This is a genomic window from Arthrobacter sp. Y3221048 (assembly GCF_059092685.1).
Genome location: NZ_JBNHHX010000001.1, coordinates 848,785 through 866,973, shown reverse-complemented (window position 1 = coordinate 866,973; position 18,189 = coordinate 848,785). Strand labels below are relative to the sequence as shown.

At 68.2% G+C, this 18,189-nt stretch carries 20 protein-coding genes and 1 riboswitch; of the genes, 10 read left to right on the top strand and 10 right to left on the bottom strand.

The window, feature by feature from the left end:
* The first annotated feature begins 83 nt into the window (after positions 1 to 83).
* Entirely contained in the window at positions 84 to 548 is a 465-nt protein-coding gene (gene bcp / locus AC5RVS_RS04090) for a thioredoxin-dependent thiol peroxidase (protein WP_494107216.1), read from the top strand.
* Between the two features lie 126 nt (positions 549 to 674).
* Here the strand turns inward: bcp and AC5RVS_RS04085 are convergent, their stop codons facing one another.
* Entirely contained in the window at positions 675 to 1,943 is a 1,269-nt protein-coding gene (locus tag AC5RVS_RS04085) for an MFS transporter (RefSeq protein WP_494107215.1), read from the bottom strand.
* 95 nt (positions 1,944 to 2,038) lie between these two features.
* Between AC5RVS_RS04085 and AC5RVS_RS04080 the strand changes: the two genes are divergently transcribed.
* The 3 genes from AC5RVS_RS04080 to AC5RVS_RS04070 all read left to right on the top strand — a co-directional run bounded on the left by AC5RVS_RS04080 (position 2,039) and on the right by AC5RVS_RS04070 (position 3,743).
* On the top strand, positions 2,039 to 3,136 hold the full coding sequence (locus AC5RVS_RS04080) for a WD40/YVTN/BNR-like repeat-containing protein (protein WP_494107214.1): 1,098 nt from the start codon (positions 2,039 to 2,041) through the stop codon (positions 3,134 to 3,136).
* A 12-nt stretch (positions 3,137 to 3,148) separates the two neighbouring features.
* Complete coding sequence (locus tag AC5RVS_RS04075) at positions 3,149 to 3,451, top strand: MoaD/ThiS family protein (RefSeq protein WP_494107213.1); 303 nt, start codon at positions 3,149 to 3,151, stop codon at positions 3,449 to 3,451.
* 70 nt (positions 3,452 to 3,521) lie between these two features.
* The gene (locus tag AC5RVS_RS04070; protein ID WP_494107212.1) at positions 3,522 to 3,743 is read left to right on the top strand and encodes an Rv3202a family protein; all 222 of its coding nucleotides are present in this window, start codon (positions 3,522 to 3,524) and stop codon (positions 3,741 to 3,743) included.
* Between the two features lie 84 nt (positions 3,744 to 3,827).
* On the opposite strand, the gene AC5RVS_RS04065 is transcribed toward AC5RVS_RS04070, so the two are convergent.
* Positions 3,828 to 4,367: a DinB family protein gene (locus AC5RVS_RS04065; RefSeq protein WP_494107211.1), complete on the bottom strand. Its 540-nt coding sequence runs from the start codon at positions 4,365 to 4,367 to the stop codon at positions 3,828 to 3,830.
* A gap of 36 nt (positions 4,368 to 4,403) precedes the next feature.
* Between AC5RVS_RS04065 and AC5RVS_RS04060 the strand changes: the two genes are divergently transcribed.
* Complete coding sequence (locus AC5RVS_RS04060) at positions 4,404 to 4,988, top strand: LOG family protein (protein WP_494107210.1); 585 nt, start codon at positions 4,404 to 4,406, stop codon at positions 4,986 to 4,988.
* Positions 4,989 to 5,099: 111 nt separating this feature from the next.
* Here the strand turns inward: AC5RVS_RS04060 and AC5RVS_RS04055 are convergent, their stop codons facing one another.
* The 3 genes from AC5RVS_RS04055 to AC5RVS_RS04045 form a co-directional block, all read right to left on the bottom strand.
* The gene (locus AC5RVS_RS04055; RefSeq protein WP_494107209.1) at positions 5,100 to 6,086 is read right to left on the bottom strand and encodes an ABC transporter substrate-binding protein; all 987 of its coding nucleotides are present in this window, start codon (positions 6,084 to 6,086) and stop codon (positions 5,100 to 5,102) included.
* 217 nt (positions 6,087 to 6,303) lie between these two features.
* Positions 6,304 to 7,995: a long-chain-fatty-acid--CoA ligase gene (locus tag AC5RVS_RS04050; protein WP_494107208.1), complete on the bottom strand. Its 1,692-nt coding sequence runs from the start codon at positions 7,993 to 7,995 to the stop codon at positions 6,304 to 6,306.
* Between the two features lie 115 nt (positions 7,996 to 8,110).
* Entirely contained in the window at positions 8,111 to 8,815 is a 705-nt protein-coding gene (locus AC5RVS_RS04045; RefSeq protein ID WP_494107207.1) for a transglycosylase family protein, read from the bottom strand.
* Positions 8,816 to 9,185: 370 nt separating this feature from the next.
* On the opposite strand from AC5RVS_RS04045, the gene AC5RVS_RS04040 reads away from it, so the two are divergent.
* Positions 9,186 to 9,380, top strand: coding sequence for a DUF2795 domain-containing protein (locus AC5RVS_RS04040; RefSeq protein ID WP_494107206.1), 195 nt, complete (start codon positions 9,186 to 9,188; stop codon positions 9,378 to 9,380).
* Here the strand turns inward: AC5RVS_RS04040 and AC5RVS_RS04035 are convergent.
* Complete coding sequence (locus tag AC5RVS_RS04035) at positions 9,377 to 9,898, bottom strand: metallophosphoesterase family protein (protein ID WP_494107205.1); 522 nt, start codon at positions 9,896 to 9,898, stop codon at positions 9,377 to 9,379. The genes AC5RVS_RS04040 and AC5RVS_RS04035 overlap by 4 nt on opposite strands.
* A 21-nt stretch (positions 9,899 to 9,919) precedes the next feature.
* Positions 9,920 to 10,540, bottom strand: coding sequence for a LysE/ArgO family amino acid transporter (locus tag AC5RVS_RS04030; RefSeq protein WP_494107204.1), 621 nt, complete (start codon positions 10,538 to 10,540; stop codon positions 9,920 to 9,922).
* A gap of 70 nt (positions 10,541 to 10,610) precedes the next feature.
* Between AC5RVS_RS04030 and AC5RVS_RS04025 the strand changes: the two genes are divergently transcribed.
* The 3 genes from AC5RVS_RS04025 to AC5RVS_RS04015 all read left to right on the top strand — a co-directional run bounded on the left by AC5RVS_RS04025 (position 10,611) and on the right by AC5RVS_RS04015 (position 14,742).
* The gene (locus tag AC5RVS_RS04025) at positions 10,611 to 11,510 is read left to right on the top strand and encodes a LysR family transcriptional regulator ArgP (protein ID WP_494107203.1); all 900 of its coding nucleotides are present in this window, start codon (positions 10,611 to 10,613) and stop codon (positions 11,508 to 11,510) included.
* Between the two features lie 130 nt (positions 11,511 to 11,640).
* A complete protein-coding gene (scpC, locus tag AC5RVS_RS04020; RefSeq protein ID WP_494107202.1) occupies positions 11,641 to 13,161 on the top strand; it encodes a succinyl-CoA:acetate CoA-transferase ScpC in 1,521 nt (506 codons plus the stop codon).
* A 67-nt stretch (positions 13,162 to 13,228) separates the two neighbouring features.
* Positions 13,229 to 13,338: riboswitch (TPP riboswitch) on the top strand.
* A gap of 30 nt (positions 13,339 to 13,368) precedes the next feature.
* Positions 13,369 to 14,742: an NtaA/DmoA family FMN-dependent monooxygenase gene (locus AC5RVS_RS04015; protein ID WP_494107201.1), complete on the top strand. Its 1,374-nt coding sequence runs from the start codon at positions 13,369 to 13,371 to the stop codon at positions 14,740 to 14,742.
* An 18-nt stretch (positions 14,743 to 14,760) separates the two neighbouring features.
* Here the strand turns inward: AC5RVS_RS04015 and AC5RVS_RS04010 are convergent, their stop codons facing one another.
* From AC5RVS_RS04010 to AC5RVS_RS04000, 3 genes are all read right to left on the bottom strand, one after another.
* Complete coding sequence (locus AC5RVS_RS04010; protein WP_494107316.1) at positions 14,761 to 15,588, bottom strand: oxidoreductase; 828 nt, start codon at positions 15,586 to 15,588, stop codon at positions 14,761 to 14,763.
* 6 nt (positions 15,589 to 15,594) lie between these two features.
* Positions 15,595 to 16,734, bottom strand: a complete 1,140-nt coding sequence (locus AC5RVS_RS04005; RefSeq protein ID WP_494107200.1) for a hypothetical protein — start codon at positions 16,732 to 16,734, stop codon at positions 15,595 to 15,597.
* A gap of 74 nt (positions 16,735 to 16,808) precedes the next feature.
* Positions 16,809 to 16,952 carry a hypothetical protein gene (locus AC5RVS_RS04000; RefSeq protein WP_494107199.1) on the bottom strand — a complete coding sequence of 48 codons (144 nt, stop codon included), beginning with the start codon at positions 16,950 to 16,952 and terminating at the stop codon, positions 16,809 to 16,811.
* A gap of 206 nt (positions 16,953 to 17,158) precedes the next feature.
* Here AC5RVS_RS04000 and AC5RVS_RS03995 point away from each other — a divergent pair, with 206 nt between their 5' ends.
* Positions 17,159 to 17,971: a GDSL-type esterase/lipase family protein gene (locus tag AC5RVS_RS03995; protein WP_494107198.1), complete on the top strand. Its 813-nt coding sequence runs from the start codon at positions 17,159 to 17,161 to the stop codon at positions 17,969 to 17,971.
* Positions 17,972 to 18,189: the final 218 nt, after the last annotated feature.

Genomic DNA, 18,189 nt, shown 5'->3' with positions numbered 1-18,189 from the left:
CAGGTGCGGCGCAGGCCGCGCCACTACACTCGGATCAGTAGCGAAGCTTCGCAACTGGTACGTTTCGATGAAAGAGGATCTTCGTGTCCCAACTCCAGCCCGGTATGTCCGCCCCCGAGTTCACGCTCTCCGACGCCGACGGCAAGAAGGTCTCGCTGTCCGACTACGCCGGCGGGAGCGTGGTGGTCTACTTCTACCCCAAGGCCGCCACCCCTGGCTGCACCACCGAGGCCTGCGATTTCCGCGACAGCCTCAACTCCCTGCAGGCCGCGAACTACGACGTCATCGGGATCTCGCCGGACGGTCCCGAGGCCATCCAGGCGTTCAGCGACGCCGAGGGCCTGACGTTCCCGCTGCTCTCCGACCCGGATTTCGCCGTGGCCAAGGCGTACGGCTCCTACGGCGACAAGACCTTCGGCGGGAAGGTCATCACCGGCACCCTGCGCAGCACCTTCGTGATCGGTCCGGACGGAACCATCAAGCACGCCGAGTACGACGTGGACGCCAAGGGCCACGTCGCCCGCCTGCGCGAGACCCTCGGGGTCTGATTCCGGGGACTTCCCAACATCCCAAGCACGACGGCGGTGCTCAGCCATCGCCGTCGTGCTCCGTTTCGGGTCCCTGCTCCACTAAACAACCGGAGCAGCCGCCCGAACCGGAGCGCCAGGCCGGCTTTAACCGGCCGGCCGCCGCCCGCCGCCGCCACCGCCGGTGCGCACCGTCAACCGTGCCGCGGCCGCCCCGCCCAGTACCGCGCAGGAGAACCAGATCGCGCCGCCCGGGCCGAGCGGGGCGGCCACCAGGCCCGCGGCCAGCGGCAGCACAACCTGCCCCACCCGGTTGCCCAGCAGCCGCAGTGCCAGCGCCGAGCCCCGGGACTCCGGGCGGACCGCGTGGCTGATCAGCGTCATGGTCAGCGGCTGGCCCAAACCCAGGAGGAAGCCGCCCACGAACAGCGCCGCCGCGGCCACCCAGAAGGGCTCCAGGACGAACGGCGTCACGGCGATCGCCGCACCGGAGCCCAGCAGGCTGGCCACCAGCAACTGGATCCGGGTCCAGCGGTGCACCAACCAGGGCAGCAGGATGCGGGAGATGATCGACGCGCCCGCCCGCACGGCCAGCAGGACGCCGACCCAGAGCGGCGGCACCCCGAGCTCCTCGCCGACCAGCGGCAGGAACGCCACCAGGATGTCGATCACCGAGAGCAGCGCCATGGACGCCAGCATGTTCCAGGCCACGCCGGGCCGCCGCAGGATCTGCAGCACCGGCTCCTTCACCACCGGCTCCCGCGCGGCGCCGCCGTCGTTCTGGCCGCGGCGGAACCGCCGGGCCGCCGCGCCCGGATGCGCACCGATCAGCATCACCGGCGCCCCGGCGGCGGCAATCCCGGCCGCCAGCAGCAGGGCCAGGTTGATGTCGCCGAGCCAGCTCGGCCCCACTCCCGCCGTCCCGCTGCCCAGCAGCAGCCCGGCGAGCAGCGGGCCGAGCAACTGACCCAGCGAAAACGCCGCGGTGAACCAGCCGAAGCCGCTGTCCATCTGATTCAGCGGCGCATACCGCCCGATGGCGGACTGGCCGGCAATAGTGAACACCAGGTGCCCCACCCCGAGCAGGGCCATGGATACCGCGATGACCACGAATCCCTGCGCCAGGGCCAGCCCCAGCGTGGCCACCGCCAGCAGGGCCGCACCCAACGCGACCATGCCCTTGAGCGAAGGAATACGGTCGCTCACCCGCCCGAGCCACAGCGCCGCCACCACCGGCAGCACGGCGTAAACGGCGGTCACCACGCCGATCACTGCAGCGTCTCCGCCCAAGGCCAGCAGCTTGTAGGACACCACGGGCCGCGACACGTTCAACGACGTCTGCGTTAGCACGGCGGCCGCCATCAGGACCCAGAGCCAGAGGCGGGACCCGGGCTGGTGCGGCGGCTGCGTGCTCATGTCCTCGTTCCTGAAGTAAGGTCGGCCTCCCCATTCTGCCCCGCGCCCGGCCGTTCGCCGCAAAACCGTTGCGCAGCCGGTGCCTCGGTGGTCGAATGGGTGGCATGGCTACTGGGGAGACCGTCCTGGCGATCGGGACCAAGAAAGGGCTGTGGCTGGCTACCAGCCGCGACCGGACCAATTGGTCCCTGTCCGGCCCGCACTTTTTGATGAACGAGATCCCCAGCATCGGGATCGACCAGCGCGACGGCTCGACCCGCCTTCTGGTGGGCGCCCGCTCAGAGCACTGGGGCCCCACGGTGTTCCGCTCGGAGGACCTGGGCGAGACCTGGACGGAACCGGAGAACGGCGCCATCCGCTTCGGCGACGACGACGGCGCGGCGCTGGAGCGGATCTGGCAGATCCAGCCCGATGCCGCGGACCGGCCGGGCGTGGTCTGGGCCGGCTGCGAACCGATTTCCGTCTGGAAGTCCACCGACGGCGGCGAGCACTTCGAGCTCAATCGCAGCCTGTGGGACCACCCGGACAAGGACCAGTGGGGGGCCGGTTACGGCGGGGCGGCCGTCCATTCGGTCCTGCCGAGCCCGCAGGATCCGGATACCGTCCACGTGGCCATGAGCACCGGGGGCGTGTACCGGACCACCGACGGCGGCGCCAGCTGGCAGGCGCGCAACCACGGCATCAGCGCGTACTTCATGCCCGACCCGAATCCCGAGGTGGGCCAGTGCGTCCACAAGATCGCGCGGGACGCCGCCGAACCGTCCACCCTCTTTGCGCAGAACCACCACGGCGTCTACCGCTCGGACGATTCCGGCGACAACTGGCAGTCCATCGCCGACGGGCTGCCCACCGATTTCGGCTTCGTCATGCTCACCCATCCGCGGAAGTCCCGGACCGCCTGGGTGGTCCCGATCAAGGCCGACGGCGAACGGATCCCGCCGGACGGGCATCTCGCCGTGCACCGGACCGACGACGGCGGCGCCACCTGGGCGCGTTTCGCCACCGGATTGCCGGACCTGGACTACAACGTGGTGCTGCGCGACGCCGCTGCCGTGGACACCGGCGATCCGGCCGGCGTCTACTTCGGCACCCGCGGCGGCTCGGTGTACGCCAGTGCCGACGAGGGCGAAGTCTTCGTGGAAGTGGCCTCGGGGCTGCCGGACGTCCTGTGCGTCCGCGCGGCCAACCTGTAAGGAGGGATCCCCGTGGTGGGTGTGGCAGAAAAGGCGGTCACCGTCGTCGTGCCCAGCCTGCTGGCCAAGGTCACAGGCGAGCAGCGTGAGCTGACCGTGCCGGCATCCGGCCCGCAATCCGTGGCGGACATCCTGGACGCCTTGGCCGGCGACTACCCGGTCTTCAACCGCCGGGTCCGCAACGAAACCGGTGCCATCCGCCGCTACGTCAATCTCTATCTCGACGGCGAGGACATCCGCACTTTGGACGGGCCGGCCACGCTCGTGGAACCGGGGCAGGAACTGCTGATCATCCAATCGGTTGCCGGCGGATAGGCGCCACGTTTAGCTACCGTAGTGATCAGACGACCGCATGTGACCGAACCAGACAACAGGAGGGCCCGCGATGACCAGCACCGGCAACCACGAAGCAGACATCCCGGCAGCGGATGAAGCCGACCGCGCCTGGCAGGAGCGCCCGGTCGACGAGGATGTCCCGGACCAAGTGGAATCCCCGCCGGTGCCGGTCGAGTGGGAAGCGAACGAGGCCGACCTGCAGGAGCAGTTGGAAGCGGTCAAGCCGGACGAGGACGAAGAGTATCCGCGCGACGATTCGGAGCAGTACTAGCCGGCAACCCCAACCGGGAACACCGCAACTGACCGGACCGGATTGCGCGGCCGGCGCTGCTGACAGGTGTGGCGACCGGCAGCGCTACTCCCCGACCAGTCCGTCCACTGCCTCGCGCAGCAGGTCGGCATGCCCGTTGTGCCGCGAGTACTCCTCGATCATGTGGACCAGGATCCATCGCAGGCTGGGAACCGCGGTATCGGACCCGGCCGTCGAGCCGATCTTGTCCAGGCCCCCATCGGCCAGGGCGCCATCGGTCAGGGACCAGGAACGTGCGACGGCGGCTTTCCACATCCCGCGGAGCTGTTCCGGCGTGTCTTCGCCCGCGGATTGCCAATCCCAGTCCGGGCTGGCCTTCCAGTCCACCGTGTCCCAGGGTGGCTGCGGGTCCAGCCCGTGCAACCGGTGGGAGAACCAGTAGTCCTCCACGAACGCCAGGTGCTTGAGCATGCCGCCCAGGGTCATGCGGGACGGCGCCAGGGTGGCGGCCAATCCTTCCGCGCCCAGGCCCGCGCATTTCCATTCCAAGGTAGCGCGGTGGAACTCGAGGAAACCCAGCAGGGTTGCGGCCTCGCCGGCGGCCAAGGGCGGTTCCGTGCGGCCTTGCTCGTCCACTTCGGTCATGGTCAACGAGTCTAGCGGCACTGGAATAATAGCCGCATGCGACTTGCAGTTTTCACCGGATCGGCCAGCGGCACGGACGAGGTCTACGCGCGGGAGGCGGAGCGGTTCGCCACCGACCTCGCCTCCCGCGGCATCGGGATTGTGTACGGCGGCGGGCAGGTGGGCCTGATGGGCGTCGTCGCGGACAGCGCGGTGGAGGCCGGCGGCGACGTGGTGGGCGTGATCCCGGAGTCGCTGGACAAGACCGAAGTAGGGCACGTCGGGCTGAGCACCCTGCACGTGGTGGACTCCATGCACGAGCGCAAACAAATGATGGCGGACCTGGCCGACGCCTTCGTGGCGCTGCCGGGCGGCATTGGAACGCTGGAGGAGATTTTCGAAGCCTGGACGTGGCTTCAGCTGGGTATCCACGAGAAGCCGGTGGCCTTCTTGAACATCAACGGCTTCTGGGACCAGCTGCTGGCCACCATCGACGGCCTGGTCGCCGGCGGCTTCCTCAAACAGGACTATCGGGATGCGGTCATCGTGGCCGGCTCCGCGGCCGAGCTGCTGGACGCCATCGAGGGCTGGAGGCCTCCGGTGCGCAAGTGGCGGGATCCCGGCGAGCACAGCCGCATCTAGCAGCCCGGGTGGTGGCGGAACGCAGACAGCGCCCCTCCCTTTCGGGAGAGGCGCTGTCGGGGTAGCAGACGCCGGGAGGCCCCGCCGTCGTACCGGGTGAGGAACTAGCCCCTACGGGAAGAACTTGTCCAGCTCGGCGGGCTTCCCCAGCGTGCCGTACTTCAGGGCCGCGTCGGCGAGCTTCTGCGCCGCCTCCATGTTGAAGTCCTTGCGGAAGGTGGGCAGGGCCATCTCCGCGCGGGCGGCTTCGTCGATCTTGGTGTAGGTGCCCACGATCTCGCGGACCTCGTCCGGGTTCTCCTGCGCGTACTCCAGCGAGCGGTTCATCGCGGCCTGGAACTTCTTCACCAGTTCCGGATCGCCCGATACCGTCTCGCCGGTGGCGAAGTAGCCCGAGATATCCAGGTTCTTGTCGAAGTCGGCGAAGTTGTAGGAGACAACGCGGCCGCCGTCGGCCACGGCCTGGGACAGGAACGGATCCAGGATCCACGCGGCGTCGACCTGCCCCTTGGCCAGCGCCGCCGGGGCGTCCTGGAAGCCGACCTCGACGAACTTCACGCTCTCGGGGTCGCCGCCGTCGGCCTCGATTACGCTGCGGATGGTGGTGTCGCCGATGTTGGAGAGGGTATTCACTGAAACGGTCTTGCCGGCCAGGTCCTTGGGCGACTTAATGTCCGAATCGCCCTTCACCACTACCCCGCCGAAATCGTGCGAGGTGTCTCCCGACGTGGAGTTGCCGTTGGCCACCAACTGGATGTCCAGGCCCTTGTCGTTGGCCACCATGACCGACACGACGTTGCCGAAGGCGAAGTCGAACCCACCGCTGACCACGGCGGGGATGGCCGCCGCGCCGCCGGCGACATTCTGGATGTCCAGGTCCAGGCCCTCTTCTTCGAAGAACCCCTTCGAGTCGCCGAGCCACAGCGGGGCGGTGTCCACAATCGGAATCACGCCGACGGTCACCTTGGTCAGGCCCCCGGGGGCGGCGGATTCGTCCCCGCCGGCCTCGTTGCCGCCGCCGCTCGGTGATCCGGATCCACAAGCCGCCAGGCCAAGCGCGGAGACGCCTGCCAGCAGCGTCAGTAATGTTCGCTTCATGTCACTTCTTTCAGTTCGAAAAAATCAAGTGACAGCGCCCGCGGTCTCCCCCAACCGGAAAGCGCGGCCATTGCGCTGCCACCGGGGACCACTATGTCACGGCTCACACCGCATGCTCGCTGCCCGTCCGTAATGTGACGCGTCACGCACTTTGTTCGCGTCCCCCACCTTGTTCGCGTCACCCCCTTTGTGGCAAGACCCCACGCGGGTAGGCAAATCACCGGGCGGCGAGTTGCTCCTTGACCTGCTTGCGGAGCACCTTGCCCAGGATCGACGTGGGCAGCTCCCGGACCGCAACTATCCGGCGCGGAACCTTGTAGGCCGCCAGCCGGCCGCGGCAGTAGTCCCGCATCCCCTGTTCGTCCAGCCTGACGTCGCCGCCGGGGCGAAGCACGACGGCGGCCGCCACCTCCTCGCCGCCCTCCGGCCGCGGGATGCCGACCGCCGCGGCCTCCATCACGTCGGGGTGGGAGCGGAGGGCGTCTTCGACTTCGGACGGCGAAACATTGAAGCCGCCGGTGATGATCAGTTCCTTGACCCTGTCGACGATCCGTACGTTGTGCTGCCCGTCCACGGTGACGATATCGCCGGTGCGCACCCACCCGCCGTCGAGCAGGACCTCCGCCGTTTCCTCCGGCTTGCCCCAGTACCCCTGGAAGACCTGCGGGCCACGGATCAGGAGTTCGCCCGGCTCGCCCGGCGCGACCTCGTTCGACGGGTCCTCCGGATCGACCACCCGCATCTCCGTGCTGGGGAACGGAACACCGATCGTGCCGTTCTTCCGCGTGGGCGCGAACGGGTTGCCCAGGGCCACCGGCGAGGTCTCCGTCATCCCGTAGCCCTCCACCAGCAGGCCGCCGGCGGTCTCCTCCCACAAGTCCACGGTAGCCTGCGGCAGGTTCATCGCGCCCGAGATGGCGAACCGCACGGAGCCCAAATTCACCCGGCGCTTCCTGGCTTCCCGGGCGGTCCGCTCGTAGATGGGCGGCACGGCGCAGAAGATGGTGGGCGGAGTCTTCTTCGCCGCCGCCAGCACCAGGTCCACGTCGAACTTGGGGAACAAAACCACCCGCGAACCGATCAGCACCCCGAACGTCAGGTGCAGGGTCATGCCGAAGGCGTGGAACATCGGCAGGATCGCGTACATGACCTCCTTGCCCTCGGAGACGCCGTGCATCCACGCGCGGCCCTGCTCCACGTTGGCCCGCAGGTTCCGGTGCGTGAGCATTGCGCCCTTGGGCTGACCCGTGGTGCCGGAGGTGTACTGGATGGCCGCCAGGTCGGTCACCGCCGGCCGGGGATGCGACTTCTTCAGCGGCCTGGCCTGCAGCAGCCTCTCCCACGTGACGGTGCCCTTCACCGGCGCGGTCAGCGCTTTGCGCGCCTTCCTCGCGGCCGGGACCGGCAGCCGCAGGGCCAGGCGCTTGGCCCGGGGCATCGCACGGGTCAGGTCCACCGACACGATCGCCTTGACCTCGATGTCCGGCGGGAACCCCTGCACTTTGGCCACCACGTTGTTCCAGACAATGGCTACCGTGGCCCCGTGGTCCTCGAACTGGTGGCGGAGTTCGCGCTCGGTATACAGCGGATTATGTTCGACGACGACGGCGCCCAGGCGCAGCACGGCGTAGAAGGCCACCACGTGCTGGGGGCAGTTCGGCAGGATCAAGGCGACGCGGCTGCCCGGGCCCACGCCGAGCCGGCGCAGGCCTTCCGCTGCCCGGTCTATCTGGCGGCCCAGCTCCCGATAGCTGGTCGTGGCGCCAAAAAAATCCAGGGCCGTCTGCTTCCTAAACCGGCGGACCGAGTCTTCCACCATGTGGGACAGGGATTCGGTGGGAACTTCGATCTCGGCCGGCACGCCGGGCTGGTAGTTCTGCAGCCACGGGCGGTTTTCAACGGTGGACACAGCAGTGGCCCGTCCTCTCACTCGGTTGATACCAGTCTAGGGCGCGTCTTTTGGGCCCAACCAACAAGGCCCCGCCCTCCTGTCGGAGAACGGGGCGCTGTTGGTACAAGCCGGATTACTGCGCGGGCAGCTGCAGAACCTGGTCCACGAAGATCAGGTTCGGATCGGCAACAGTGTCCGCATTGGCTGCGAACAGATCCTGCCATCCGCCCTGAAGACCCAGGGACTGGGCGATCTTGCCCAGGGTGTCGCCGGGCTGGACGGTGTAGGTTTCGCCGCTGACCGCCGGTGCCTGCACCGCGGGTGCGGCCGGTGCCGGGGCCTGGACCGCAGGTGCGGCCGGGGCCTGGGCGACCGGCGCCTGCTGGACCGGGGCCTGCTGGACCGGCGCCTGGGCGACGGGTGCCTGCTGGACGGGCGCCTGCTGGATCTGGGCCGACTGGCTGCTCACCTGCGACCCTCCGCCGCCGCCGGCCAGTCCCAGCTTGGACGAGCAGGCAGGCCAGGCGCCCCAGCCCTGGCTGTCCAGGACGTTCTCGGCCACGGCAATTTGCTCGGCACGGCTTGCGTCAGCGGCAGAACCGCTGCCGCCGTTAGCCGCCCACGTGCCCGGGGCGAACTGCAGGCCGCCGGAGTAGCCGTTGCCGGTGTTGATGTTCCAGTCGCCGCCGGACTCGCACTGGGCCAGGGCGTCCCAAGTTGCCCCGTCGGCGGCGTTCGCGGCCGGTCCGACCAGCGCAACGCTGGCTCCGGTCAAAGCGACGGCGGCGAGGCCGCCACGCAGGGCACGGCTGAGGTTCAGGTTTTTATTTGGATTCACAATGCTCCGGTTCGGCCGCCTTATGCTCAGTCCGTCCCCGAACGTCTCCGCACCGCCGTCAGCCACTCGCATAATCGAGGTCATGTGGACGTCTGCCATTCTGACGGCGAAAGGCGTGGGCAGCGTCCGGGCATTCCATGGGTAAATCGCGCCGGAAGTTCCGGCATCCCCTGGCGCGGTCATCTCGCCCGCGCACGGACTGCACGTTACCGTAAAGTAACCAACGTTGCAAAACCGTGATCTACCAACAGCGTGTCGGTGCGCGCGGCAGCCCGAATCCCGGCTAGGCGCACCCCCGCCCCTTTGGGCTCTTCCCAGTGCCCGGCCCAACACGTAGCGTGGGGATTCCCATTCGATCGGAAGGTTTCCCATGGCAGAGAATCCCAGTCCCATTGACATCCAGAAGGCGCTGGGCGGCGTGGACTACCCGGCATCCGCCGCCGACCTGGTGAAGAACGCGGAACAATCCGGAGCCGGGGACGACGTCCTCTCGGCGCTCAAGAATCTCCCCGACAAGCACTACGAAAGCCCGGCCGAGGTCAGCAAAGCGGTAGCCGGCAACTAACGCCCTCGGCCGGCAATCCTGTCCACCGGCACCAACTCGACGTCGAGGAGCCGGCCGCCGTCGGCCGTCGCGGTCATGTACGTGCAGACCGGCTGGCGGCGGCGGTCGGTCGGCGACCCCGGGTTCAGCAGCCGCAGGCCGCCGTCCGACGTGCTGTCCCACGGAATGTGGCTGTGCCCGAACACCAGCACGTCGACACCGGGGAAGCGGGCCTCGCACCGTTGTTCCCGGCCCTGCGCCGCTCCCGTTTCGTGGACCATGGCGAACCGGACGCCGTCGATGGTGGCCTCGGCAATCTCCGGCAGCCGCGAGCGCAGCTCGTCGCCGTCGTTGTTGCCGAACACCGCGACCAGCCGCCGGCTCCGCTCGTCCAGCTCGTCGAGCAGGTCGGCGGTGACCCAATCGCCGGCGTGGAAGACGACGTCGGCCGCCTCCACCGCTTCCCACACCTGGTCCGGGAGGCGCCGCGCGCGTTTCGGGACATGCGTATCCGCCAGCAGCAGCAGGGTGGTGGCCATACCGCATCCTCGCATATCCGGTCAGAGATCGAAGGCCATCCGCAGCCCGAGCGCCAGCATGACGACGGCGATCAGTCCGTCGAGCAGGCGCCAGGAGCCGGGCCGGGCGAAGAAGGGCCGCAGCAGCCGGGCGCCGAAACCGAGGGCGCTGAACCAGATGAGGCTGCCCGCCACGGCGCCGGCGCCGAAATACCAGCGCAGGTCCGGCCCCTGCGTGTTGGCGATGGAACCAAGCAACAGGACCGTGTCCAGATAGACGTGCGGGTTCAGCCAGGTCAGGGCGAGCGCCGTGGCGGCCGCCGCGGCCAGTCCCCCGCCGGAGCGATTGGCCGAGGCGGTCAACACGCCCGGCCTGATCGCCCGTTTGGCGGCGAACACCGCGTAGGCCAGCAGGAACGCCGCCCCGCCCAGACGGATGACGTCGACAACTGCCGGGGCAGCCTGGATTACTGCACCGATGCCCGCGATCCCGGCGGTGATCAGCAGGGCGTCGGAAACCGCGCAGATGAGTACGACGACGCCGATGTGCTCCCCGCGGATGCCCTGCCGCAGCACAAAGGCGTTCTGCGCCCCGATGGCGACGATCAGGGCCAGCCCGGTTCCCAGGCCGAGCAAAACTGTGGGGGCAATAGCGGTAGTCACAACAGCCGACGCTACTGACAACGCGTGCATCAGTACAGCTAAAGAATCTAGGGGTCCGTAAGCTGGGCTTATGCAGCCGTTCCAATTCGACCATCTGGCGACCTTCGCCGTCGTCGTCCGGGAGGGAAGCTTCGATGCCGCCTCCCGTGCGCTCCACGTGACGCCTTCGGCGGTGTCCCAACGGATCAAGGCGATGGAGCAGGCGGCGGGGCAGGTCCTGTTGCAGCGCACCGCCCCGGTGCGGCCGACGGCTGCCGGAGATGTGGTCCTGCGGCTGGCGCGGCAGGTGCGGGTCCTGCAGGACGATGCGCAGCGCGAACTCGGCGGCAACGGTGACGGCGTGGCCCTGCCGCTGGTGGTCAACGCGGATTCGCTGGCCACCTGGTTCCTGGGCGCGCTGGCCCGCATGCCGCGCGAGCGGGGCGTGTTCTTCGAAGTCCACCGCGAAGACGAGCAGCATTCAACCTCGCTGCTGCGGGCCGGACGGGTGACGGCGGCGGTAACGGCGACGCCGGAGCCGGTCCAGGGCTGCTCGGTGGAAGCGCTCGGCTCGCTGCGCTACCGTGCGGTGGCCAGCCCGGCCTATTTGGAGCACTGGCGGCCCGCCGGCGCAGGGGACGCTGGTGTGGCGTGGCTGGCGGCCGCGCCCGTGCTGGATTTCGACCGCAAGGACGACCTGCAGGAGCGCTTCTACCGGGAACTGACCGGCGCTGCCCTGGCGGCGCCGCGCCATTATCTGCCGGCCTCGGCGGAGTTTGCGGCAGCCGTCCGGCTGGGCTTCGGGTGGGCGCTGCTGCCGGAGCAACAGTGCCTGGCGGACGTGCGCAACGGGACGCTGCACGAGCTGGCCCCGGACCTGCCGGTGGACGTGCCGTTGTACTGGCAGCGCTGGAAGATCAGCTCGCCGGTGCTCGACGAACTGACTGCCTGCGTGAAGCAGACCGCGGAAGAACAGCTGCGCCAGCCCTAGCCTCACCACCGGAGATCAGGCTGCGCGCGGCGTTTCCGCCCGTCAACAGGGCCCGCTTCTCCCCGCCCCGAGCCCCGGCGCCCGCGCCCGACCCCTAGAGTGGAAGGGGAGATCCAGACGAAGGGGCACGATGCAAGACCGCATTCGCAACGCCCGCCTGCTCGAGCGCGTGATGTCCGCGGAGCAGGCGGCTGAACTGATCAAACCCGGCATGACGGTGGCCATGAGCGGCTTCACCGGGGCCGGTTATCCGAAGGCCGTGCCGCAGGCGCTGGCGGCGCGGATGGAAACCGCGCATGCGGCCGGGGAGCAGTTCAAGATCCGCGTGCTGACCGGCGCCTCAACGGCCCCCGAGCTCGACGGCGCCCTCGCCAAGGTCGACGGGATGCAGCTGCGGCTGCCCTACCAGTCGGACCCGGCGCTGCGCGAACGGATCAATGCCGGCGAGCTGGACTACATCGACATGCACCTTAGCCACGTCGCCCAGCACACCTGGTTCGGCTTTTTCGGCGACGTCGACCTGGCCGTGGTCGAGGCCGTGGGCGTGCTCGAGGATGGACGGCTGATCCCGTCCACCTCGGTGGGCAACAACATGACCTGGCTCCGGGAGGCCAGCCGGGTCATCGTGGAAATCAACAACGCCCAGCCGCTCGGCCTCGAAGGCATGCACGACGTCTACCACGGCACCGCCCTGCCGCCGGAGCGCAAACCCATCCCGCTCGTGAATCCGGACGACCGGATCGGTGAGCCCTACCTGGAGGTGGATCCGGACAAGATCGTGGCCATCGTGCATACCGACGCGCCCGACCGGAACTCCCCCTTCAACCCGCCCGATGAAAACTCGCAGCAAATCGCGGGCCACCTGCTGGAGTTCCTGGACCACGAGGTCCGGCGCGGGCGCCTGACCGAGCAGCTGCTCCCGTTGCAGTCCGGGGTCGGTAATATCCCCAACGCAGTGCTGGAAGGCCTGGCGGCCGGCGGCTACCGCGGCCTGACCGCCTACACCGAGGTCATCCAGGACGGCATGCTGCAGCTGCTCAAGGAGGGCGTGCTGCGCATGGCCTCCGCCACGTCCTTCTCGCTCAGCCGCACCGGTTTGGAGGAGTTCAACGCGAACGTCGACTACTACCGCGAGCGCATCATCCTGCGCACCCAGGAGATCTCCAACCACCCCGAACTGGTCCGCCGGCTGGGCTGCATCTCGCTCAACGGGATGATCGAAGCGGACATCTACGGCAACATCAACTCCACCCACGTTGCCGGCACCAAGGTGATGAACGGCATCGGCGGCTCCGGCGACTTCGCCCGGAACAGCTACCTGTCCGTCTTCATGTCCCCCAGCATGGCCAAGGGCGGGAAGGTCTCCAGCATCGTGCCGATGGCCAGCCACGTCGACCACACCGAGCACGACACGATGATCGTGATCACGGAGCAGGGTCTGGCCGACCTGCGCGGCCTCGCGCCGAAGCAACGGGCGCGCAAGATCATCGAGACCTGCGCCCACCCGGACTACCGGCCGATGCTGCAGGACTACTTTGATCGTGCCTGCCGGGACAGCTTCGGCAAGCACACCCCGCACCTGCTCGGTGAGGCCTTGTCCTGGCACCAGCGCTTCGTGGAAACCGGCAGCATGCTCCCGGCACAGCAGTAACGGCTGGGAGTATGACGCCGTCGTGCCGGCGGCCTTTCGCCGCCCGGTGCGGCTGCCGGTAGGCTGCTGGCTTGTACACGGGAGTCCGGTGAGCCGGGCTGAGAGGAAGCTTCTCAAGTTTCGACCGTTGAACCTGATCTGGATCATGCCAGCGCAGGGAGCAACCCTCACACCCGTGCCCTGTTCACTCAACAGAAGGGCGCGACAATGCAGACATCCGACGGCATGCACCTGGTGGCGATGGTCAACCCGCCGACCAGCCAGTATTCGGAGAACTGGCGGCATCCGCTCTCCCGGCGGGACTGGCTGAGCGCGGAGTTTTATCTCGATCTGGGCAGGACGCTGGAACGAGGCTGCTTCGACATGCTGTTCCTGCCCGACGCGCTGGCCGTCCCGGAGGACAACGAGGGCGACTTCGCCACCACGCTGGTCACGGGCGGCAAGGGCGCCATCTATCTCGACCCTTTGGTCACCCTGTCACTCGTTGCCGGGGCGACCCGGCACCTGGGGCTGGCCGCCACCATCTCCACGACCTTCACCCCGGCCTACACCATCGCCCGGAAGCTGCTCTCGCTGGATCACCTCTCCGGCGGCCGGGTCGCCTGGAACATCGTCACGTCCACCACCGACGCCGAGGCCGCCAACTTCGGCCTGGCCTCCATCCCGCCCAAGGCGGAGCGTTACGACCGGGCCGACGACGTCGTCCAGGCCGTAGTGGACCTGTGGGAAACCTGGGAGCCCGGGGCGCTGACACTGGACGCGCCGGGACGCCGGTTTGCGGATCCGGAGCGTGTCCACCGGATACCCGAACGGTCCCGGTCCGGCGGCGACGACCGTCCGCTGAGCCGCGGTCCGCTCACCCTGCCGCGCAGTCCGCAGGGAAGGCCGGTACTCATGCAGGCCGGATCCTCCCCGCGCGGCATGGAGTTCGCCGCCCGCTGGGCCGAGGTCGTGTTCGCCGTCGCCGACACTCCGGACGCCATGCGCGCGGTGCGGACCGAACTGCGGGCCCGCGCCGCCGTCGCCGGACGGAATCCGGATCGGCTGGCCGTGCTCCCGGCCGTCCAGCCGATCACCGGTGCCACTCCCGCCGCCGCCCGCCAAGCCGTAGTGGGCCTGGAGACGGCGCTTGATGAGGAGGACGTTCTGACGAAATTGGGCCGGCTCCTTCACGCGGCCCGGGAGGACCTGAAGCCGGACGGCAGCGCCGAGGAGTTGCTGCTGGCCCATCGCGGGGCCACGGGCAGCGAGGGCTTTGAACAAATGCTCCTGGCGGCAGCCCGCCGGAAATCGATGACCGTCCGCGAACTGGCGACGGCGCAGGCCATGAACCAACTGCACCCCCAGCCCGTGGGCGATCCGGCGGAAATCGCCGACTACTTGTGCGAACTCTACGACTCCGAGGCGGCTGACGGTTTCGTGATCATGTCGGCCCTCTACCCGTCCTCGCTCGAAGAGTTCGTCAACGGCGTGGTGCCGGAGCTGCAGGCCCGAGGCCGGTTCCGGACCTCATATTCGGGACGCACCCTGCGCGATCACCTGGGAGTTTCCGTGGAAGGCAGTCGCTCCGTCGCGTCTTAGCAGCCCTTCCGCGGCGGTTCAGCGCTGGTAGACCCTGGCGAGCACGGCGTCGAAGACCCGGTCGGGCAGCAGCCGGCGAGCGCCCATGATCGTCCGCGCGCCTCTGCCGACCGGGTACCGGCTGCGCGTGCGCCGGGCGGCCGCCACCCGGGCGATGCGGCGGCCAACAACGTCCGGCCGCGTTCCCGTGCGTTCCGTGTAGGCCCCGGCAATCGCCCGTGCCGCGCTCTCCGCCTGCTGCGCGTAGGCCGTCCCTTCGGAACTCTGCAGCAGGCTTTCCACCGCGATGGCGTCCCACTCGGTCAGAATCGGCCCGGGCTCGACGATCACCACGTCGATGCCGAAGGGCTTGAGCTCCACCCGAAGGCAGTCCGACAAACCCTCGACCGCGAATTTCGCCGCGTGGTACCAGCCGCCCAGCGGTTCGTAGAAGACGCCGCCGATCGAAGAGACGTTGATGATCCGCCCGCTGCCCTGGGCCCGCATGGCGGGGGCCGCCAGTTGGATGAGCCGCCCCAGCCCGAACAGGTTCACTTCGAACTGCTGCCGGGCGTCCTCCAGCGGCACGTTCTCAATCGCGCCGTACGAGCCGTAACCGGCATTGTTGACCAGCACGTCCAGCCGCCCCTGCTCCGAAAGGATTTGCCCCACCCCGCGCACCATCGACGCGTCGTCGGTCAGGTTCATCTCGAGGACGCGGACCCCGTGCTCTTCCAGCGGCCGCATCCGCTCCAGCCGGCGCGCGGCCGCGTAGACGGTGAAGCCGCCGCGTGCCAGTTCCCGGCAGGCGTGTTCCCCGATGCCGGAGGACGCTCCGGTTACCAGTGCGACTTTGTCCCTCACCATCACGCCTCACTTCTCTAAAGCCACAACGACGGCGGTGCCCGCCTCGTCCGGCAACGTCCGGGCCGCGCCGTCGGGTGGGTAGAGCCGCTGACAGCCGTCGAGTTCCACGGTCAGCGGTGCGCCGGCGCTTTGCCCCTTGGCGAGCGGCCAGAGCACAGCAAACTCCGTTGCGTCGTCGATGCATTCGCTGTCAACAGGATCCTTTGCGGCCGCGTTTAAGATGGCATCTTTGACCGTGCCTTTAATGCTTCCGCCCCTGGAAAACGTCCCGGACACGATCTCGATGACGTCAAATTCCAAGTCCGGCTGCGCTCCGGCGGGGCGCTCCTCCTCTTCAGCCGGCACCGGCTCGGTCCGGTACTGGCAGATCCTCAAGGCGTCGGCCTCGCCGGCGCTCGGCAGCAGACCGGGGGAACCCAGCTCGCCCTCGCCGCTGCCACGCGGCTCCTCGCCCACCTCGAAGGGTGCCAGCGCGGTCATGCCCGGCACCGGCTTGATGCTCCACTCGGCGGGGCAGTCAGCATCCAGCGCCGCCCTCGGCTGGATCAGTTCCATCCGGTGCTGCTTCGATTCGAGCACGGTCATGCCCGCCAGAACCTCGCGGACCCCGGGTTTCGTCTTGCCGCAGGAATCCGTGGGCCACGCGGCACGCATGGCTTTGCCGGCCGCATCCACGAGCCAAAGATCGGGGACCATTTCCATGTCCGCGGTGCAGGCCTGGTTCGCCCTGGGGCCGTCGCTGGGCTGCGCCAGCGCCTTTAACAGTGCGTCAATGTTTCCGGTGAGGCGCTCTTCCGTGAACGCCGACCACAGGCCTTCCTCGTCCTCGAGGGTCGCCATCGCCATGGCGTCGCAGCGGATGACGTCAACAGGCGCGAAGGCTTTGGGCACGCTACCGGCCGCCGGCGGCGGAGGCGCGGACGGCCGCCCTGGTTCGACGATGTGCTGCACCGTGGTGCAATCGACGGCGTCGACCAGCTCGGCCTCGGGCCGTGTTTGTTCTCCGGGGTTTCCAGGTTGCTGCCCGCAGGCCGCCACGGTGGCGACGGTCAGCAATGCCGCCATCATCGGCCCGAGCAACCGCCCTCGGCCTCCCTGCCGCCGCTTATGCTTCACCGCGCCCGTCCCCCCCCCGATCACCGTCAATGCCGTCAGTGTAGCGAGGCCCTCCGGAAAAGCATGCGAGTGCGGCCGCTGGGGAACCTGCGGCGCCGGAGAGTTCAGGAAAGACGGCGGAACTCGCCTGCCCGGAGCTGGACATAGATCGGCAGTGCCAACTGGATGTGTGAGACGCCGACGGGCTCGTCAAGCAGTTCATTGATCGAGGTCTGCCCTTCCAGCTCGGTCACTTGGCGCCCATCCATGACTCGACCCTACGTCGACAGGACGCTCCCTTAACTAAGACACGCGAGCGCGTTCCACCAGCCGGTAGCCACCTGCGAGCGGATGTTGGAAAATTTACGCGTCGGGGGCTTCGCCCTCAACGGGGTCCCACCCCAATGAGGAGCGTTAGTTGCGGTTCCATTTGGGGTTGGCCTCAGGACGTGGCCCTCGTCCCAGAGGAGGTTCCGTGGGCAGCACCGTCCGGTTTCTGATCCTGCCGCTGATGTTGTTCGCGCTGCTGGTCGTGCCGGGATCCGCCGCCCTGCGATCGTATCCAAGCGCCATTGCGGGTCTCGGGGATTCCATTACCCAGGCCGCAAACACCTGTTGCCAGCCCGGCAACTACCCGGCCCAGTCCTGGTCCACGGGCGACGAGCGGTCCGACGGCATACGCAGCCACTACGAGCGACTGGTGGCGTTGCACCCGCAGATCAGCATCAGCAATTACAACAATTCCGCCGGCGGCGCCGAAGCGGCGGATCTTCCGGCGCAGGTGTCCATGGCCGTGGCCCAGAAGGCGGACTACATCACCCTCCTCATTGGAGCCAACGACCTGTGCGCCTCTTCGGCAGCAGCGATGACGTCCACCGCCGACTTCACCGAACAGGTCGCTACTGCTCTCGAGGCGCTGCATCACGGGCTGCCGCACGCCAACATCTACGTCAGCAGCATTCCCGACCTTCACCGCCTGTGGTCCGTTCTGCGCACCGATCAGGAGGCCAGACGGGTCTGGGCGGCCAACGGAACCTGCCCGTCCATGCTCGGCGCCGAGGTCACCGAGAACCAGCGGCAGGAAGTTGTGGCCCGCGAGCTGGCCTTCAACGAGATCCTCGAAGACACGTGTGCAAGGTACAAGAACTGCCACTGGGACCGGGGCGCCGTCTACGCCTACAGATTCTCCGCCACCGAAATCAGCACCCTGGATTACTTCCACCCCGGCCCCGGCGGCCAGGCCGCACTGGCCGAACTGACGTGGCAGGCATTCCAGGGACACCGTTGACCCGGATATTGGGACGGGCCGTCGCAGCCGGGCCCGTAGCAGATGAACAAGAGATATTTACTCAAAAGCGCGAGTAAGTTAGCAACTCTGATGCTTTTTCCGCGGCTGCTTCGGTACTCGTAAGATTTTGAGGTCCTTGTCAGAAACATTCGCTTCGCATGAAAACTCTTTTTCAGCGCGTGTTAGCTTGATCACCGTCCTTTCCGGCGGGCCCACCG

Bases quoted from the DNA above. Each gene is read 5' to 3' on its own strand.
- AC5RVS_RS04015 (WP_494107201.1), top strand. From the start codon at position 13,369: ATGCAGACATCCGACGGCATGCACCTGGTGGCGATGGTCAACCCGCCG.
- AC5RVS_RS04065 (WP_494107211.1), bottom strand. From the start codon at position 4,367: ATGACCGAAGTGGACGAGCAAGGCCGCACGGAACCGCCCTTGGCCGCC.
- scpC (WP_494107202.1), top strand. From the start codon at position 11,641: ATGCAAGACCGCATTCGCAACGCCCGCCTGCTCGAGCGCGTGATGTCC.
- AC5RVS_RS04080 (WP_494107214.1), top strand. From the start codon at position 2,039: ATGGGTGGCATGGCTACTGGGGAGACCGTCCTGGCGATCGGGACCAAG.
- AC5RVS_RS04060 (WP_494107210.1), top strand. From the start codon at position 4,404: ATGCGACTTGCAGTTTTCACCGGATCGGCCAGCGGCACGGACGAGGTC.
- AC5RVS_RS04025 (WP_494107203.1), top strand. From the start codon at position 10,611: ATGCAGCCGTTCCAATTCGACCATCTGGCGACCTTCGCCGTCGTCGTC.
- AC5RVS_RS04070 (WP_494107212.1), top strand. From the start codon at position 3,522: ATGACCAGCACCGGCAACCACGAAGCAGACATCCCGGCAGCGGATGAA.
- AC5RVS_RS04035 (WP_494107205.1), bottom strand. From the start codon at position 9,898: ATGGCCACCACCCTGCTGCTGCTGGCGGATACGCATGTCCCGAAACGC.
- AC5RVS_RS04040 (WP_494107206.1), top strand. From the start codon at position 9,186: ATGGCAGAGAATCCCAGTCCCATTGACATCCAGAAGGCGCTGGGCGGC.
- AC5RVS_RS04055 (WP_494107209.1), bottom strand. From the start codon at position 6,086: ATGAAGCGAACATTACTGACGCTGCTGGCAGGCGTCTCCGCGCTTGGC.
- AC5RVS_RS04000 (WP_494107199.1), bottom strand. From the start codon at position 16,952: ATGGATGGGCGCCAAGTGACCGAGCTGGAAGGGCAGACCTCGATCAAT.
- AC5RVS_RS04010 (WP_494107316.1), bottom strand. From the start codon at position 15,588: ATGGTGAGGGACAAAGTCGCACTGGTAACCGGAGCGTCCTCCGGCATC.
- AC5RVS_RS04085 (WP_494107215.1), bottom strand. From the start codon at position 1,943: ATGAGCACGCAGCCGCCGCACCAGCCCGGGTCCCGCCTCTGGCTCTGG.